This is a genomic window from Pseudomonas poae, from assembly GCA_028869255.1.
Lineage (GTDB): Bacteria > Pseudomonadota > Gammaproteobacteria > Pseudomonadales > Pseudomonadaceae > Aquipseudomonas > Aquipseudomonas poae_C.
Genome location: CP110972.1, coordinates 2,351,561 through 2,367,277, shown reverse-complemented (window position 1 = coordinate 2,367,277; position 15,717 = coordinate 2,351,561). Strand labels below are relative to the sequence as shown.

The 15,717-nt window shown below is 61.9% G+C and carries 16 protein-coding genes and 1 pseudogene; 13 read left to right on the top strand and 4 right to left on the bottom strand.

The features are described 5' to 3' along the window. The first annotated feature begins 107 nt into the window (after positions 1-107). The 6 genes and pseudogenes from modA to LRS56_10875 all read left to right on the top strand — a co-directional run bounded on the left by modA (position 108) and on the right by LRS56_10875 (position 6,270). On the top strand, positions 108-866 hold the full coding sequence (gene modA, locus LRS56_10900) for a molybdate ABC transporter substrate-binding protein (GenBank protein ID WDU64918.1): 759 nt from the start codon (positions 108-110) through the stop codon (positions 864-866). Beyond that, positions 867-1,547, top strand: coding sequence for a molybdate ABC transporter permease subunit (gene modB / locus LRS56_10895; GenBank protein ID WDU64917.1), 681 nt, complete (start codon positions 867-869; stop codon positions 1,545-1,547). It begins immediately after the preceding gene. A gap of 5 nt (positions 1,548-1,552) precedes the next feature. Then, on the top strand, positions 1,553-2,632 hold the full coding sequence (gene modC, locus LRS56_10890) for a molybdenum ABC transporter ATP-binding protein (protein WDU64916.1): 1,080 nt from the start codon (positions 1,553-1,555) through the stop codon (positions 2,630-2,632). Between the two features lie 78 nt (positions 2,633-2,710). Further along, entirely contained in the window at positions 2,711-3,760 is a 1,050-nt protein-coding gene (locus LRS56_10885; protein WDU64915.1) for a DNA topoisomerase IB, read from the top strand. A 124-nt stretch (positions 3,761-3,884) separates the two neighbouring features. Further along, a pseudogene (locus LRS56_10880) lies at positions 3,885-5,496 on the top strand (ATP-binding cassette domain-containing protein). 69 nt (positions 5,497-5,565) lie between these two features. Further along, positions 5,566-6,270, top strand: a complete 705-nt coding sequence (locus LRS56_10875) for a YoaK family protein (protein WDU64914.1) — start codon at positions 5,566-5,568, stop codon at positions 6,268-6,270. A 143-nt stretch (positions 6,271-6,413) separates the two neighbouring features. Here the strand turns inward: LRS56_10875 and LRS56_10870 are convergent, their stop codons facing one another. From LRS56_10870 to LRS56_10855, 4 genes are all read right to left on the bottom strand, one after another. Beyond that, positions 6,414-6,776 (bottom strand): hypothetical protein, encoded by a 363-nt coding sequence (locus LRS56_10870; protein WDU64913.1) that lies wholly within the window; start codon positions 6,774-6,776, stop codon positions 6,414-6,416. A 206-nt stretch (positions 6,777-6,982) separates the two neighbouring features. Beyond that, positions 6,983-7,294 (bottom strand): AzlD domain-containing protein, encoded by a 312-nt coding sequence (locus LRS56_10865; protein ID WDU64912.1) that lies wholly within the window; start codon positions 7,292-7,294, stop codon positions 6,983-6,985. Beyond that, positions 7,291-7,986 (bottom strand): AzlC family ABC transporter permease, encoded by a 696-nt coding sequence (locus LRS56_10860; protein ID WDU64911.1) that lies wholly within the window; start codon positions 7,984-7,986, stop codon positions 7,291-7,293. Before LRS56_10860 ends, LRS56_10865 begins: the two co-directional genes overlap by 4 nt. A gap of 71 nt (positions 7,987-8,057) precedes the next feature. After that, positions 8,058-8,273 carry a hypothetical protein gene (locus tag LRS56_10855; protein ID WDU64910.1) on the bottom strand — a complete coding sequence of 72 codons (216 nt, stop codon included), beginning with the start codon at positions 8,271-8,273 and terminating at the stop codon, positions 8,058-8,060. 179 nt (positions 8,274-8,452) lie between these two features. On the opposite strand from LRS56_10855, the gene LRS56_10850 reads away from it, so the two are divergent. The 7 genes from LRS56_10850 to mgtA all read left to right on the top strand — a co-directional run bounded on the left by LRS56_10850 (position 8,453) and on the right by mgtA (position 15,671). Beyond that, positions 8,453-8,809, top strand: coding sequence for a metalloregulator ArsR/SmtB family transcription factor (locus tag LRS56_10850; GenBank protein WDU64909.1), 357 nt, complete (start codon positions 8,453-8,455; stop codon positions 8,807-8,809). A 19-nt stretch (positions 8,810-8,828) separates the two neighbouring features. After that, complete coding sequence (locus LRS56_10845) at positions 8,829-10,112, top strand: arsenic transporter (GenBank protein WDU64908.1); 1,284 nt, start codon at positions 8,829-8,831, stop codon at positions 10,110-10,112. Positions 10,113-10,114: 2 nt separating this feature from the next. Continuing rightward, positions 10,115-10,585 carry an arsenate reductase ArsC gene (locus LRS56_10840; GenBank protein ID WDU64907.1) on the top strand — a complete coding sequence of 157 codons (471 nt, stop codon included), beginning with the start codon at positions 10,115-10,117 and terminating at the stop codon, positions 10,583-10,585. Then, positions 10,501-11,439, top strand: coding sequence for an AraC family transcriptional regulator (locus tag LRS56_10835; GenBank protein ID WDU65723.1), 939 nt, complete (start codon positions 10,501-10,503; stop codon positions 11,437-11,439). The genes LRS56_10840 and LRS56_10835 overlap by 85 nt, the downstream gene beginning before the upstream one ends. Before the next feature lie 74 nt (positions 11,440-11,513). Further along, positions 11,514-12,122: a LysE family transporter gene (locus LRS56_10830; GenBank protein ID WDU64906.1), complete on the top strand. Its 609-nt coding sequence runs from the start codon at positions 11,514-11,516 to the stop codon at positions 12,120-12,122. Positions 12,123-12,445: 323 nt separating this feature from the next. Next, positions 12,446-12,739 carry a hypothetical protein gene (locus LRS56_10825; GenBank protein WDU64905.1) on the top strand — a complete coding sequence of 98 codons (294 nt, stop codon included), beginning with the start codon at positions 12,446-12,448 and terminating at the stop codon, positions 12,737-12,739. 223 nt (positions 12,740-12,962) lie between these two features. Continuing rightward, a complete protein-coding gene (gene mgtA / locus LRS56_10820; GenBank protein ID WDU64904.1) occupies positions 12,963-15,671 on the top strand; it encodes a magnesium-translocating P-type ATPase in 2,709 nt (902 codons plus the stop codon). Positions 15,672-15,717 lie beyond the last annotated feature (46 nt).

The following is a 15,717-nucleotide window of genomic DNA, read 5'->3' as shown; positions in this document are numbered from 1 at the left end:
AGGCAACTTTGCACTGTACCGGCAATGGCCAACCGCTATATATTCCCATACATAGCGGTAATGCCTTCTCCCTATAACAAGCCGTATACATCTCAAGGAGCTGCTTCATGAAGATTCACGCCTCACGCCTGGCCATCCTGGTTGCCGCCCTCGCCTTCGGTTCGGCCCATGCCGATGAAGTCCAGGTGGCCGTCGCGGCCAACTTCACCGCACCGATCCAGGCCATCGCCGCCGACTTCGAAAAAGACACCGGTCACAAGCTGGTCGCCGCTTACGGCGCCACCGGGCAGTTCTACACCCAGATCAAGAACGGCGCGCCGTTCGAAGTGTTCCTGAGTGCCGACGACACCACCCCGCAAAAACTTGAAACCGAAGGCGACACCGTCAAAGGCTCGCGTTTCACCTACGCCGTGGGCACCCTGGCGCTGTGGTCGGCCAAAGAGGGTTATGTGGACGCCAAGGGCGACGTGCTGAAGAAGAACGAATACCAGCACCTCTCCATCGCCAACCCTAAAGCTGCACCGTATGGCCTGGCCGCGACGCAGGTGCTGGCCAAGGAAGGCTTGACCGAGAAGGTCAAGGACAAGATCGTCGAAGGCCAGAACATCACCCAGGCCTATCAGTTTGTCTCCACCGGCAACGCAGAGCTGGGTTTTGTCGCGCTGTCGCAGATCTATAAAGACGGCAAGCTCACCAGCGGTTCGGCGTGGATCGTCCCGGCCGCCCTGCATGACCCGATCAAGCAAGACGCGGTCATCCTCAACAAAGGCAAGGACAGCGCCGCCGCCAAGGCACTGGTCGAGTACCTCAAAGGGCCGAAAGCCGCTGCGGTGATCAAGTCCTACGGCTACGAGCTGGCCCAGTAAATGCCACTCTCGAGTGCCGATTTTTCGGCAATCTGGTTGACCATCAAACTGGCGTCACTGACCACCGTGATCCTGCTGGTCATCGGCACTCCGATTGCCCTGTGGCTGTCGCGCACCCGCTCCTGGTGGCGCGGCCCGATCGGGGCAATCGTCGCCTTGCCGTTGGTGTTGCCACCCACGGTGATCGGTTTCTACCTGCTGTTGACCATGGGCCCCAAGGGTTACTTCGGCCAGTTCACTCAATGGCTGGGCCTGGGCACCCTCACGTTCAGCTTCGCCGGGTTGGTGATTGGCTCGGTGATCTATTCCATGCCGTTTGTGGTGCAGCCGTTGCAAAACGCCTTCTGCGCCATTGGCACGCGCCCACTGGAAGTGGCCGCAACCTTGCGCGCCAACCCGTGGGACACGTTCTTCACGGTGATCCTGCCCCTGGCGCGCCCGGGGTTTATCACCGCCTCCATTCTGGGCTTTGCGCACACCGTCGGTGAATTCGGCGTGGTGCTGATGATCGGCGGCAATATCCCCGACAAAACCCGCGTGGTCTCGGTGCAGATCTACGACCACGTCGAAGCCATGGAGTATGCGCAGGCCCATTGGCTGGCTGGCTCGATGGTGGTGTTCGCGTTCCTCGTATTGCTGGCGCTGTATTCCAGCCGTAAAACCAAGATGGGCTGGAGCTGATGGCGATGATTGATGTGCGTTTGAACCTGAAATACGCAAGCTTTGCCTTGGATGTCGATCTGCACCTGCCCGGGCGCGGCGTGACCGCCCTATACGGGCATTCCGGCTCCGGCAAGACCACCTGCCTGCGCTGCATCGCCGGGCTGGAGCACGCCGAGGACGGGTTTATCCAGATCAACGATGAAGTCTGGCAAGACAGCCGCAACGGGCGGTTCGTACCGCCGCACAAGCGGGCGCTGGGTTATGTATTTCAAGAGGCCAGCCTGTTTCCACATTTGTCGGTGCGCGCCAACCTGGAGTTCGGCCTCAAGCGCATCCCGCGTCAGCAACGGCGTGTCGATATGGCCCAGGCCACCGAGCTGCTGGGCATCGGCCACTTGCTTGAGCGTCACCCGCAGCACCTGTCCGGCGGCGAGCGCCAGCGTATCGGCATCGCCCGTGCGCTGCTCACCAGCCCCAACCTGTTGTTGATGGATGAACCGCTGGCCGCCCTCGACAGCAAGCGCAAAGGCGAAATCCTGCCGTACCTCGAACGCCTGCATGACGAGTTGGATATCCCGGTGCTGTATGTCAGCCATGCCCAGGATGAAGTGGCGCGCCTGGCCGATCACATCGTGCTGCTCAGCGATGGCAAGGCCCTGGCCAGCGGCCCCATCGGTGAAACCCTGGCCCGGCTCGACTTGCCCATGGCGCTGGGGGATGACGCCGGCGTGGTGATCAACGGCAGCGTCAGCGCCTACGACGCGCACTATCAACTGCTCACACTGCAGTTTCCCGACAGCAACCAGCAGTTGCGCGTGGCCCATGCGCCGCTGGCCGTCGGCAAAACCCTGCGGGTCAAGGTGCAGGCGCGGGACGTGAGCCTCAGCCTGCAAGCCGGGGAACACAGCAGCATCCTCAACCGCCTGCCGGTGACGGTCAGCCAGGAAATCTCGGCGGATAACAGCGCCCACGTGCTGGTGCGCCTGGACGCCGATGGCACGCCGCTGCTGGCGCGGATCACGCGGTTTTCCCGCGACCAGCTGCAATTGCACCCCGGCCAGACGCTGTGGGCACAGATCAAGGCGGTCGCGGTGCTGGCGTAACAAACCTTTTGGCACGACCGCAAAGCGCTGCGGTCAATCAGCAATACCGGCCTGATCCGTTGCCAAGGAACCCGTACCATGCCCGATTCTGCGCTGCCCGCCGACTTGCCCCGCGACCTGCATTACGTTGACGATACCCAGCCGGGTATCCGCCGTAAAAAACTGCGCGGCAAGTTCCAGTATTTCAATCCCAAAGGCGAGCGTATCCAGGACGCCGATGAGATCAAGCGCCTGAATGCCCTCGCGGTGCCCCCCGCCTATACCGATGTGTGGATCTGCGCCGACCCGTGTGGCCATCTGCAAGCCACCGGCCGCGATGCGCGGGGGCGCAAGCAGTACCGCTACCACGCACGCTGGCGCGAAGTGCGCGACAGCGACAAGTACGCTCGGCTGCAGGAGTTCGGCAACGCCCTGCCGAAACTGCGCAAACAGCTGGAAGCGCAAATCGCCGAGCCGGGGTTTACCCGTGAAAAGGTGCTGGCCACGGTGGTGATGCTGCTGGACGCCACGCTGATCCGCGTCGGCAATACCCAATATGCCCGGGACAACAAATCCTACGGGCTGACCACCCTGCGCACCCGCCATGTCGATGTGAAAGGGAGCGAGATCCAGTTCCAGTTTCGCGGCAAGAGCGGCGTGGAGCACCAGGTCAGCGTCAAGGACCGGCGCCTGGCCACGGTGGTCAAGCGCTGCCTGGAACTGCCGGGGCAGAACCTGTTTCAGTACCTGGATGAAGACGGCGAGCGCCACACCGTCAGCTCCCATGACGTGAATGCCTACCTGCACGACCTCACCGGCGCCGACTTCACCGCCAAGGACTACCGCACCTGGGCCGGCACCGCCATGGCGCTGGCCGTGCTGCGCGAATTGCAGTGGCAGCCGGAATCCGACGCCAAACGGCATGTGGTGGCGATGGTCAAGGATGTCGCCAAGCAGCTGGGTAACACGCCGGCCGTGTGCCGCAAATGTTATATCCATCCGGCGGTGCTCGAGCACTTCAGCCTCGGTGAACTCTCCAAATTGCCCAAGCCGCGGCTGCGCAAAGGGCTCAAGGCCGAGGAAGTGGCGCTGGCCATGTTCCTTGAACAACTGGCAGCAGACTTGCCGAAAAAAGCCAAGACGGGTTAGGCTTTGCCCCCCTTCTGACGCTCAGGATGACCGCCGACGTGAACCTCTAAGCCTTCCAAAATGTATCTGCAACAAGCCGCCCGACGCGCTTGTTGGCCTGCTCGACATTTTTTTGGAGGTGCTGATGACTGACGTCAACCGGCTGCCCGTTCTGGTTTCCTTGCAACACGTTTGCTTCCAGTTCGCCAATGGCGAAACCTTGCTGCAAGACCTGACCCTGTGCATCGATCACACGCCTACCGGCATCGTGGGGCGCAATGGTCAGGGTAAAAGTATCCTCGCCCAATTGATCGCCGGGGTGCTCCCCCTCCTCCGGCACCCTCAAACGCACGGCCAATGTGGTTTACGTGCCGCAGGGCGTGACGGTTGCGGCAGGGCAAACCGTCGCCGATATCACAGGGACCGCGCAGGCGCTGGCGGCACTGGCGCGCATGGCCGCGGGTGTGGCGCGTGTCGATGATCTTGAGGTGATCAATGATCGCTGGGACCTCGCCGAACGCCTGCGCGCCGCCCTGGATGACGCGGGCCTTGCGCAGCTTGCTGTGCAGGCGCCGGCCGACCCACTCAGCGGCGGCCAACGGGCGCGGCTGGCGGTGATCGGCGCATTGCTGGCCGCACCGCAATTGCTGGTGCTCGACGAGCCGACCAACCACCTCGACAGCGCTGGCCGTGCGTGGCTGCTGCGCATGCTGAAGGCATGGCGCGGCGGCCTGGTGGTGGTCAGCCATGATCGGCAATTGCTGAATAGCCTGGCGCGCATCATCGAGCTGTCCCCCCTGGGCCCCCGGGTGTATGGCGGCAACTATGCGGCCTATCGCCTTCAACGCGAGGCCGAACAACACGCTGCCGTCGCCGCGCTGGAGCATGCGCGTGTGGAGCGCAGCCGCGAACGCCGGCGCCTGCAAAAAGATCACGACAGCCTGCAACGCAACGCGGCCCGTTCGCGTAAACACGCCGAGACCGCGAATGTCGACCGGTTCACCAAGGCTCGCTGGAAAGGCGCGGCCAGCGAAATCGTCAGCAGCGTGCGCAGCGCTCATCACGCACACAAACATGAACTGGATGATCAGGTGCGCCAGGCTTACGCGCGCGTGGCGGACGAGACCCCGACCCTGCTGGCCTTACCCGATTCTACGGTGCCCAATGGTCGACACGTCGTGGCGTTGGTGGATGCGCAATTACCCTGGCTGGAGCACCCGGCACTCACGCTGCACCTCACGGGCCCGGTACGCGTTGCCGTGCAGGGGCCGAACGGTTGCGGCAAATCCACTTTGCTCAAGGTGCTTGCAGGGCATTGGCAGCCGGTGAGTGGCGAGTGTTCGGTGCCGGTGCCCAGCGCGTATATCGACCAGCATCTGGCGCTGCTGGAGGGTCACCGCTCGCTGGTCGAGCAACTCGACAGCCCTTTGGAGGAAGCCGAACTGCGCACGCGCCTGGCCTTGCTGCAACTGGACGCATTGCGAGTGACCCAACCGGCCGGGCAGCTCAGCGGCGGTGAGCGTTTAAAAGCCGCGATGGCGATTGCGCTGTGGCGGGAAACACCCGCGCAACTGCTATTGCTCGACGAACCCACCAACCACCTGGACCTGGAATCAGTGCTGGCCTTTGAACAGGCGCTGCAAGGGTTTACCGGGGCGATGCTGGTGGTGTCCCATGACGCGGCGTTTGTGCAAGCGATCCAGCCGACCCATCGCCTGAGCTGGCAGCCTGAAGGTTGGCACCTGGAGTGTGTGTGAGGCCATTGCGCGCACTCGCAAAGCGTCCTACGGTAGTGGCCGGATAATCTCACCGAGGAACCCGGCCCCATGCTGCCCACGCCCCGCAAGCCTTACGCCAACCCCGCACTCGCCCATCGACAGCGCTGGCGTGGCCGCGTCGGGATGATGCTGGTGGCCAGCCTGTCAGTGCTGGCAGGCATGACTGATGCCATTGGTTTTATGGCCAGCGGTGACTTTGTGTCGTTTATGAGCGGCAACACCACGCGCCTGGCAGTGGCCATCAGTGCTGGTGATCTCGGGTTGACCGGGCGCCTGCTGTTGCTGGTAGCCACCTTCGTGGTGGGCAACGCACTTGGGGTGATCGTCAGCCGCCTCAGCCGGCGCCATGCCCTGCCTCTGCTGCTGTGCATTGCGGCATTGCTCTGCAGCGGGGCGTTCCTGCCGTTTGCCAACGCCTTGCCCGCGCTGCTGGCGGCGATCATTGCGATGGGCATGCTCAATGCGGCCGTGGAAGAGGTCAACGGGTTGCCGGTAGGCCTCACCTATGTCACCGGGGCGCTCTCGCGCTTTGGTCGCGGGCTGGGGCGCTGGATGCTGGGGGAACGCCGCAACGGCTGGCGGGTGCAGCTGATTCCGTGGGCGGGGATGTTTGTGGGCGCGGTGATTGGCGCGCTGCTGGAGCAGCAGATGGGCCTGAAGGCGTTGCTGGTCAGCGGCGTGTTGGCGGGGCTGCTGGGGCTGGTGTCACTGAAGATTCCCCGGCGCTGGCATTTGGGATTCATGCCGCGATAAGCAAAAAAGGTGCTCGCCCGACGGTTAGGCCTCGACGTCCGTGTACTGGTAAAGAGCCATCATGTCGGGCAAGCGGGTGAATCATAAGCGAATGCCCGGCGAGTGTCCCGCCAGGCATTTCCTAAAAGCACTAAGGCAACGGATTACAGGCAGGTCGCGAGTGCGGCCAGACGCCGTTTGGCAGGCATGTTGTCTTCGCCTGCGTAGTAGTTGACGGTGGAACCTGCGCCCACGCTCAGCACATCGACAAAGTAATCGCCACCGGTGGTGTAGACGGTAAAACCGCCGGCACCGGTCGGCTCCTTGAAGCCGCCGGCGTCCACGCCAAATACACTTTCGTCCTGCCAGCCGAACTGAATGCATTCGGCAACCACCAGGGTGGCCTTGTCCGACGCCATGGTCTTGTAGGGAGTGCCTGCACGCGCCTCTTTCATCTTCGAACCTGCGCAACCGGCCAGTGCAGCCAGCGCCGCCAGTACCATTGCGCCCATTACGACCTTCCGCATGCCATCGCCTCCTTGGAAAAAACGCGACTTTACCATTAGCAGGTGCGCTTTAACCTGGATAACCGGTGATACCCCGTGCCATCGGGTGCCGTATAAATTTAGTTTCACTGTGCCGGGCGACCGCGCCGCCTATAGTCGACAGGCTCATTTTTAAGAAGTCTCCCTTCTGCCCGCTCTCCCGCGGGCTTTTTTCGCCTGTGCGCAGCTCAGAACCACCAGCGAAACAGATAGAACAACCCCATGCTCAGCAGCACGGTGATCAACACATTGCGCGTCCAGAACATCAACCCCACCGCACAAATGCCAGCCAGCAGATAAGGGTTGGCCGGGCTCAGGTTGAGCTTATGCTCAGCAAGGAAGATGATCGGCCCGCAAATCGCCGTGAGCATGCCCGGCACTGCAAACCCAAGGAACTCCCGGGCTCCACGGTTAAGGCGCACCGGCAAACGCGGCTCGATAAACAGGTAACGGTTGAGAAACACCACCAGGCCCATGGCCACAATCATCAGGTAAATCATCGCTGCCCGACTCCCAGTCGCTTGCACACAAACCCTGCGCTCATGCCCAGCACGCCGGACACCACCACCGCCGATTCCCACTGCAAAAAGCTCAACCACACCGAAAAAAGCAGCGACACGGCCACGCAGACCACGGTCGGCACATCGCGCACGACCGGGGTGATCAGCGCGATAAAGGTCGCGGCAATCGAGAATTCCAGGCCCAGTTGATCAAGACCGGGAATGCTTTTGCCGAGCACGATGCCGGCCAGCGTAAACAGGTTCCAGGCGATATAAAACGTCAGCCCGACACCCAGGGCATACCAGCGGTTAAAGGTTTCGCGGTCGTAGTGGCTGACCAGCGCAAAGAACTCGTCGGTCAGCAGAAACCCCAGGCTCATGCGCCAGCGGGGTTTGAGCGGGGAAAGAATCGGGCGCAAGTGCATGCCGTACAGCAAATGCTGCGAGGTCAGCAGCAACGTGGTCAGCACGATAGAAATCAAGCTGGCGCCGCTTTTGACCATGCCAATGGCGACCAGTTGAGCTGCTCCGGCGAAGACGATGGCCGACAACCCCTGGGCCTGCAACGGGGTGAATTGCGCATCAATGGCCATCGAACCGGCCAGCAGGCCCCAGGGCGCACAGGCCAGGGACAGGGGGATAACGGCGATCGCGCCGCGAGCGAAGGCGTAATGAGGTAAGGCGGTAGGCATTGAGACGGCTCATCGACAGACAGTCGACAAGCATGCCAGCGAAACCAGGGAGTTGTCTTGAACGATCTTGCTCAGGCCAGGCGTACCGACACCTGCTCCACCGAATCGCGTGCTTCGCGCAGTTCGTGGGCGTCCTGGTTGAGCCGGTGGATGGTATTGAGCAAGCGCTGACGCAGCACCTCATCGCCAAGTTTTTCGACGGCGCGCATCAGGTCGAACGCCGCGGTTTCGTTATTTTCCGCGACGGAATCCAAGGTCTTGCGCAGGTTGCGAGTGGCACGGGTCACGCGGGGGTCTTCCTTCATCAGCAATGGGGAGGCACTTTAGGACATTCGTGTTTCATTTTAATTTCAGACACTTGTGGCTGATTTGCGGGTATTTGATCCACGTCAGTCGAATTCAGGATTTGACCTACATATATGGAAATTCGTATATTCGAATTTCCATATATACGCAGACCTCGATCATGTCGGACCTCTTCTCCCCGCCCACCCTGTTCAAATGCCTGGCCGATGCCACCCGGGCTCGTTTGACGTTACTGATCCTGCGTGAAGGCGAACTTTGCGTGTGCGAACTGATCCATGCCTTGGATGACAGCCAGCCGAAAATCTCCCGCCACCTGGCGCAACTGCGCAGTGGCGGGCTGCTTTTGGATCGTCGTCAAGGGCAATGGATCTACTACCGCATCAACCCGGCACTGCCCCAGTGGGTGAATGACGTGCTGGATACCACCCTGCAAGCCAACCAGCCATGGTTGCACAGCGACGCGCAGCGTCTGGGTGCAATGGGCAACAGACCACAACGGGCCAGCACCTGCTGCTGAGCCATCGGAGCGTTTACTCATGCTTGTCGCAATTGCGATTTTTATCTTCACCATCGTGCTGGTCATCTGGCAACCCAAGGGCCTGGGGGTGGGCTGGAGCGCAACCATGGGCGCGATCCTGGCCCTGGCCTGCGGCGTGATCAGCCTGGCCGATATCCCGGTGGTGTGGCACATCATCTGGAATGCCACCGGCACTTTTGTCGCGTTGATCATCATCAGCCTGTTGCTGGACGAGGCCGGTTTTTTCGCCTGGACCGCGCTGCATGTGGCGCGCTGGGGACGTGGCCGCGGCCGACGTTTGTTTGCGTACATGGTGCTGCTCGGCGCGCTGGTCTCGGCGTTTTTCGCCAATGACGGCGCGGCACTGATCCTGACGCCCATCGTCATGTCGATGCTGCTGGCCCTGCGTTTTTCCCCGGCGGCGACCCTGGCATTTGTGATGGGCGCGGGGTTTATCGCCGACACGGCAAGCCTGCCGCTGGTGGTGTCGAACCTGGTGAATATCGTCTCGGCGGATTACTTCAAGATCGGTTTCAACGAATACGCCGCAGTGATGGTGCCGGTGAATTTCGTGAGTGTCGCGGCCACGCTGGCGGTACTGCTGTGGTTTTTCCGCCGCGATATCCCGCAGGCCTACGACCCGGCCGACCTAGCAGACCCGGCCAGCGCGATCCACGACCGCGCCACCTTCCGCGCCGGCTGGTGGGTGCTGGGCATCCTGCTGGTCGGCTGCTTCGCCCTGGAACCGCTGGGCATTCCGATCAGCGCGATTTCCGCAGTGTGTGCCGTGTTGCTGCTGGTCATCGCCGCCAAGGGCCACACGATCTCCACGCGCAAGGTGCTGAAGGAAGCGCCGTGGCAGATCGTGATCTTTTCCCTGGGCATGTACCTGGTGGTCTACGGCTTGCGTAACGCCGGCCTCACCACCTACCTCGCGACCTGGCTCGACACGTTCGCCCACTACGGCGTATGGGGCGCGGCCATGGGCACCGGGGTGCTGACGGCCTTGCTGTCATCGGCGATGAACAACCTGCCCACCGTGTTGATCGGCGCCCTGTCCATCGAGTCCAGCCACGCCGTGGGCGTGGTCAAGGACGCGATGATCTACGCGAATGTGATCGGCAGCGACCTGGGCCCGAAAATCACCCCTATCGGCAGCCTGGCGACCTTGCTGTGGCTGCATATCCTGGCGCGCAAAGGTATCACCATCACCTGGGGCTACTACTTCAAGGTCGGGATCGTGCTGACCTTGCCGGTGCTGTTGATCACCCTCGCCGCCCTCGCGTTGCGCTTGAGTATCTAACGATGAAAGTCCTGTTTATGTGCACCGCCAACAGTTGCCGCAGCATCTTGTCCGAAGCGCTGTTCAATCACCTGGCGCCGCCGGGGTTCGCGGCGACCAGCTCCGGCAGTTTCCCCAAGGGCCAGGTGCTGCCCCGCAGCCTCAGCACACTGCAGGCAGCGGGCATCAGCACCGAGGGCTTGTACAGCAAGGGCAACGCGGCGTTTGAAGGCAGCCCGCCGGACCTGGTGATTACCGTGTGCGACAAGGCTGCCGGGGAAGCCTGCCCGGTGTATTTCGGACCGGCGCTGAAGGCGCATTGGGGCTTGGAAGACCCGTCGGAGGTCCAGGGTGATGAAGCACAGGTGCAAGCCGCCTTCGACGCCACGCTGGATACGATTGCCACGCGCTGCCGGGCGTTTTTCGCCCTGCCTTTTGCTCGCCTGAGCCCAGCCGAACTCAAGGCGCAGCTCGAGCGCATTGCGGCGCTCTAGGCTGTCCGTCACCGGGGCTATCCACGTATGCTGAGCAACCTCCTACTCGAAGAGCCGACTCGATGAGTACCATGCAACACGCCTGGCTGGGCAACTACGAAATCAGCAGCACCACCTGCACCGGCCTGACCTTTGCGCGCCACAGCCATGACGAATGCGTGATTGGCGTGAACCTGCTGGGCGAGGAAAAGGTGTGGCTGGACCGCCGCGAGTTCGAGGCCGGGCCGGGGTCGATCACCTTGTACAACCCCGGCCAGATCCAGGGCGGCGGCGCGGCGGACGGCGCGCCCTGGCAGTTTGTGAGCCTCTACGTGACGGCGGACCAGTTGGCGGCCGACCTGGGGCTGGCGCATCTGGAGTTCGACCGTTCGCTGTGTTTCCAGCCGGATCTGGCCCGGCGCCTGGCGGACACGGTGCGCGGTGCGTTAAGCAGCGATGCGCGGGTCCGCGAATTGAGCGAAGACGCCTTGGTCCTGTTGCTCGGCGAAGTGGTCAACCTGAGTGGCGTGCGCCTGCCCGGCAGTGCGGCAACCGGCAAAAGCCTGATCGGCCGCGCCCAGGAATTGCTGGCCGAGCAATTGCACCAGTCGCTGGCGCTGGAACACCTCGGCGAAGAGCTGGGGTTGTCCAAATTCCACCTGCTGCGCACCTTCCAGAAGGAAACCGGGCTAAGCCCCCGCCAGTGGGCCATGCAGTTACGCACCCGTCGCGCCAAGGGCATGTTGCGCAAGGGCATGGCGGCCTCCGAAGTTGCGCATGACCTGGGCTTTGCCGACCAAAGCCATCTCAACCGACATTTCCGCGCCGCCTACGGCATCACACCGGGCCGCTACCAAAGCGTATTGAAACGCTGAGCAGCGCAATCTGGTTCAAGACACACCGCTGATGCCCCTGCAGACTGCCTGCCATCATTCAAAGGAACGCGGGCATGCTGACGATCTTCTTCTACGCGCTGGTATTCGGCTTTGTGTTTTGCCTCTCCCCCGGCGCCGTGCTGGCGGAGACGCTACGGCGTGGCTTGCTCCACGGTTTTACCCCGGCCTTGCTGGTGCAGTTCGGTTCGCTGGTGGGTGACGCCGTATGGGCGGTGATTGGCCTGACCGGTATCGCGCTGCTGATTCAACATGACGCGGTGCGCGTACCGCTGACGGTGGTGTGCGCGCTGTACCTGGCCTGGCTGGGCCTGCGCAGCCTGCTTGACGCCTGGCACTTGCCCGAAGCGGACAGCACCCCGGCAGGCAAGCAAAACGCGCTGGCGGTCGGCGCGGCGATCTCCCTGGCCAACCCCAAGAACATTGTGTATTGGGGCGCGCTGGGCAGTGCCTTGTCCGGCATCGTTGGTACCACGCCCAGTCATGGGCAAACCCTGATGTTTTTTGCAGGCTTCATGCTGGCTTCGGTGCTGTCGTGCTTTCTGATCGCGGGGTTGGTCAACCTGCTGCGCAAGAACGCCTCGCCGTTGTGGCAACGCATCAGTTATGGCGCGTGCGGTATGGTATTGATGTATCTGGCAGTATTGGCCGCACACGGTATATGAAGTTATCGGTCGCGTAACTTGCGGCTTATCTGAATAAACTCTGAACCGACTCTGAACATTGGGCATTTTAATTATTCATGCGTTGACATTTTGTAACTGGCTGAGTAGATTGCCCGTGCCCGCAACTGGGGCCTTTTTTAAACCTCACAAAAGAAGCCAATGGACACAGTATCTAGTCGCTGTCCGAGCACCGCATCTGCGGGCATCGGGCGCCAAACCCAGAATATGACAGGACTCGCCTCCACCGTCCGGTAAGCTGCGCTAGAGCTTGATGCTCCACCGTAACTGCCTCACCGGATGCGCGTCCGGTCCCGAGGTGTGTTATGACCTTCCAAACCCTTGTTTTGCCTGATGTACGGACACTGACCGCAGCCCTGCGGGCCAAGCTGTGCCGCGAGCCCAGCGGCTTTTCGCCGACCCGCTCGACGTTTTCCGCACCCTCCCCTCAAGTGCGCCCGGCCCATCCGCTGGCACACTGGCGTGTCTGCCCAACCACAGGCCAACTGCAGCAGCACTGGGATCACGCCGACCCTCAAGACCCACAGAGACCGACCGTTTCCAGCCTGGCGCAAGCCGGCCTGATGCTCGGTCTTTACCTGAGCGCTCGCGCCGCTTAAACCGCTGGAAACAGCAACTTCCTTACTGAATAACCTGGAGTTCTTTATGAACATATCCAGTGGTACTCGGCTGGCTGTCAGTTAACTAACGCCGCCACAGAAGTTATACGAATATCTAATTTGAACCGATCGCGAAGTCCGCGGCTCGGCATGCTTTCGCTCGCCTGTAATCAGGTAAGTACCGGGTATGTTTTGTCGAGAATTGGCGACAGGAGTACACACAATGAGCGCCGTAAAAAACCCGCCACTGCACAACAAAAAAGGCACCGACACCAAACTGTCGATGCGTGCCGCCCGCGAGGCCCACAACGGCCTGTCTGCCACCCTGGCCAACGTGCGTGCCACACAGGATGGCCTGACCGAGCTGGACGCCGCAGCGCGCCTGCAACGCGAAGGCTACAACGAAGTCGCGCATGACAAGCCGCCTCACGCCATCGTCCAGTTCCTGCAGGCCCTGAACAACCCCTTCATCTATGTGCTGCTGACCCTGGGCGGCATCAGCTTCTTCACCGATTGCTGGCTGCCGATGCAGGACGGCGAAGAGGCCGACCCGACCAAAGTCGTGATCATCATGACCATGGTGTTGCTCAGCAGCCTGCTGCGTTTCTGGCAGGAACACCGCTCGGCCAAATCCGCCGAAGCCTTGAAAGCCATGGTGCGCACCACCGCGACTGTGCTGCGCCGCCAACAGGTCGGCACCCAACCAGCACTGCGTGAAGTGCCGATGCGTGAGCTGGTGGCTGGCGATATCGTGCAGCTGTCGGCCGGCGACATGATCCCTGCCGACATCCGCCTGATCGAGTCCCGCGACCTGTTTATCAGCCAGGCCGTGCTCACCGGTGAAGCCTTGCCGGTCGAGAAATACGACACCCTGGGGGATGTGACGCAAAAATCCGCCAGTTCCCCGGCGGCCGACCAGGGCAACCTGCTGGACCTGGCGAACATCTGCTTCATGGGCACCAACGTGGTCAGCGGCCGGGCCAAAGCCGTGGTGGTGGCGACCGGGCCGCGCACCTACTTTGGCTCGCTGGCCAAGGCGATTGTCGGCTCGCGGGTGCAAACCGCCTTCGACCGTGGGGTGAACAGCGTCAGCTGGTTGCTGATCCGCTTCATGCTGGTGATGGTGCCGATCGTGTTCCTGCTCAATGGCTTCTCCAAGGGTGACTGGGGCGATGCCTTCCTGTTTGCCCTGGCGGTGGCCGTAGGCCTGACCCCGGAAATGCTGCCGATGATCGTCAGCGCCAACCTGGCCAAGGGCGCCACGGCCATGGCCAAGCGCAAAGTGGTGGTCAAGCGCCTTAACGCGATCCAGAACTTCGGCTCGATGGACGTGCTGTGCACCGACAAGACCGGCACCCTGACCCAGGACAAAATCATCCTCGAACACCACGTTAATGCCCTTGGCCAGCGTGATGATGCGGTGCTGTCCCTGGCCTGGCTCAACAGCTACCACCAGAGCGGCATGAAAAACCTGATGGACCAGGCCGTGGTGCAGTTCTCGGAGCAGAATCCGAAGTTCCAGGTGCCGTTTGCGTACGGCAAGGTCGATGAATTGCCCTTCGACTTTGTGCGCCGTCGCCTGTCGATCGTGGTCAAGGACGCCGCTGCCGACCACTTGCTGGTGTGCAAGGGGGCCGTGGAAGAAATGCTCGGCATCTCCACACATGTGCTGGAGGCCGGCACCGCCGTGCCGCTGGATGAGCGCCGCCGCGAGGAGCTGCTGGCGATTGCCAACGACTACAACGAAGACGGTTTCCGTGTCCTGGTGGTGGCTACCCGTAACATCCCCAAAGCCCTGGCCCGCCAGCAGTACACCACTGCCGATGAGCGCAATTTGGTGATCCAGGGCTTCCTGACCTTCCTCGACCCACCGAAGGAAACCGCCGGGCCAGCGATTGCCGCGCTGCAACAAATCGGCGTGGCGGTGAAAGTGCTGACCGGCGACAACGCCGTGGTCACCAGCAAGATCTGCCGCCAGGTCGGCCTCGAGCCAGGCCAGCCGCTGCTGGGCGTGGAAATCGAAGCCATGGACGACGCGACCCTGCTGCGCCGCGTGGAAGAACGCACGGTGTTCGCCAAGCTGACCCCGCTGCAAAAATCCCGGGTGCTCAAAGCCCTGCAAGCCAACGGCCACACCGTCGGTTTCCTGGGTGACGGGATCAACGATGCGCCGGCCCTGCGCGATGCCGATGTAGGCATCTCAGTGGACAGCGGTACCGACATCGCCAAGGAATCGGCCGATATCATCCTGCTCGAAAAGAGCCTGATGGTGCTCGAAGAAGGCGTGCTCAAGGGCCGCGAAACCTTCGGCAATATCATGAAGTACCTGAACATGACCGCCAGCTCCAACTTCGGCAACGTGTTCTCGGTGCTGGTGGCCAGTGCGTTCATCCCGTTCCTGCCGATGCTGTCGATCCACCTGTTGCTGCAAAACCTGATGTACGACATCTCCCAACTGGCCCTGCCGTGGGACAAGATGGACAAGGAATATTTGGCCAAGCCGCGCAAGTGGGATGCGAAAAACATCGGCCGCTTCATGATCTGGATCGGGCCGACCTCGTCGATCTTCGACATCACCACCTTTGCCCTGATGTGGTACGTGTTCGCCGCCAACAGTGTGGAAATGCAGACCCTGTTCCAGTCCGGCTGGTTTATCGAAGGGCTGCTCTCGCAAACCCTGGTGGTGCATATGTTGCGCACCCGCAAGATCCCGTTCTTCCAGAGCACGGCGGCCTGGCCGGTGCTGATGATGACCTGCATCGTGATCGCGCTGGGGATCTACGTGCCGTTCTCACCGCTGGGCACCCTGGTGGGCCTGCAACCGCTGCCGATGGCCTACTTCCCATGGCTGGTGGGCACGCTGCTCAGCTACTGCTGCGTGGCGCAACTGATGAAAACCATCTACATCCGCCGCTTCAAGCAGTGGTACTGATCACCTGCCGTTTAAACGGTGGCGGCCGCTCGGCCGTCACCGTGCA

Excerpts from the sequence above, each read along its gene's own strand:
- modA (WDU64918.1), top strand. The coding sequence starts at position 108 with ATGAAGATTCACGCCTCACGCCTGGCCATCCTGGTTGCCGCCCTCGCC.
- LRS56_10870 (WDU64913.1), bottom strand. The coding sequence starts at position 6,776 with ATGCGGAAGGTCGTAATGGGCGCAATGGTACTGGCGGCGCTGGCTGCA.
- LRS56_10860 (WDU64911.1), bottom strand. The coding sequence starts at position 7,986 with ATGCCTACCGCCTTACCTCATTACGCCTTCGCTCGCGGCGCGATCGCC.
- mgtA (WDU64904.1), top strand. The coding sequence starts at position 12,963 with ATGAGCGCCGTAAAAAACCCGCCACTGCACAACAAAAAAGGCACCGAC.
- modC (WDU64916.1), top strand. The coding sequence starts at position 1,553 with ATGATTGATGTGCGTTTGAACCTGAAATACGCAAGCTTTGCCTTGGAT.
- LRS56_10875 (WDU64914.1), top strand. The coding sequence starts at position 5,566 with ATGCTGCCCACGCCCCGCAAGCCTTACGCCAACCCCGCACTCGCCCAT.
- LRS56_10845 (WDU64908.1), top strand. The coding sequence starts at position 8,829 with ATGCTTGTCGCAATTGCGATTTTTATCTTCACCATCGTGCTGGTCATC.
- LRS56_10830 (WDU64906.1), top strand. The coding sequence starts at position 11,514 with ATGCTGACGATCTTCTTCTACGCGCTGGTATTCGGCTTTGTGTTTTGC.
- LRS56_10885 (WDU64915.1), top strand. The coding sequence starts at position 2,711 with ATGCCCGATTCTGCGCTGCCCGCCGACTTGCCCCGCGACCTGCATTAC.
- LRS56_10840 (WDU64907.1), top strand. The coding sequence starts at position 10,115 with ATGAAAGTCCTGTTTATGTGCACCGCCAACAGTTGCCGCAGCATCTTG.
- LRS56_10825 (WDU64905.1), top strand. The coding sequence starts at position 12,446 with ATGACCTTCCAAACCCTTGTTTTGCCTGATGTACGGACACTGACCGCA.
- modB (WDU64917.1), top strand. The coding sequence starts at position 867 with ATGCCACTCTCGAGTGCCGATTTTTCGGCAATCTGGTTGACCATCAAA.
- LRS56_10850 (WDU64909.1), top strand. The coding sequence starts at position 8,453 with ATGTCGGACCTCTTCTCCCCGCCCACCCTGTTCAAATGCCTGGCCGAT.
- LRS56_10865 (WDU64912.1), bottom strand. The coding sequence starts at position 7,294 with ATGATTTACCTGATGATTGTGGCCATGGGCCTGGTGGTGTTTCTCAAC.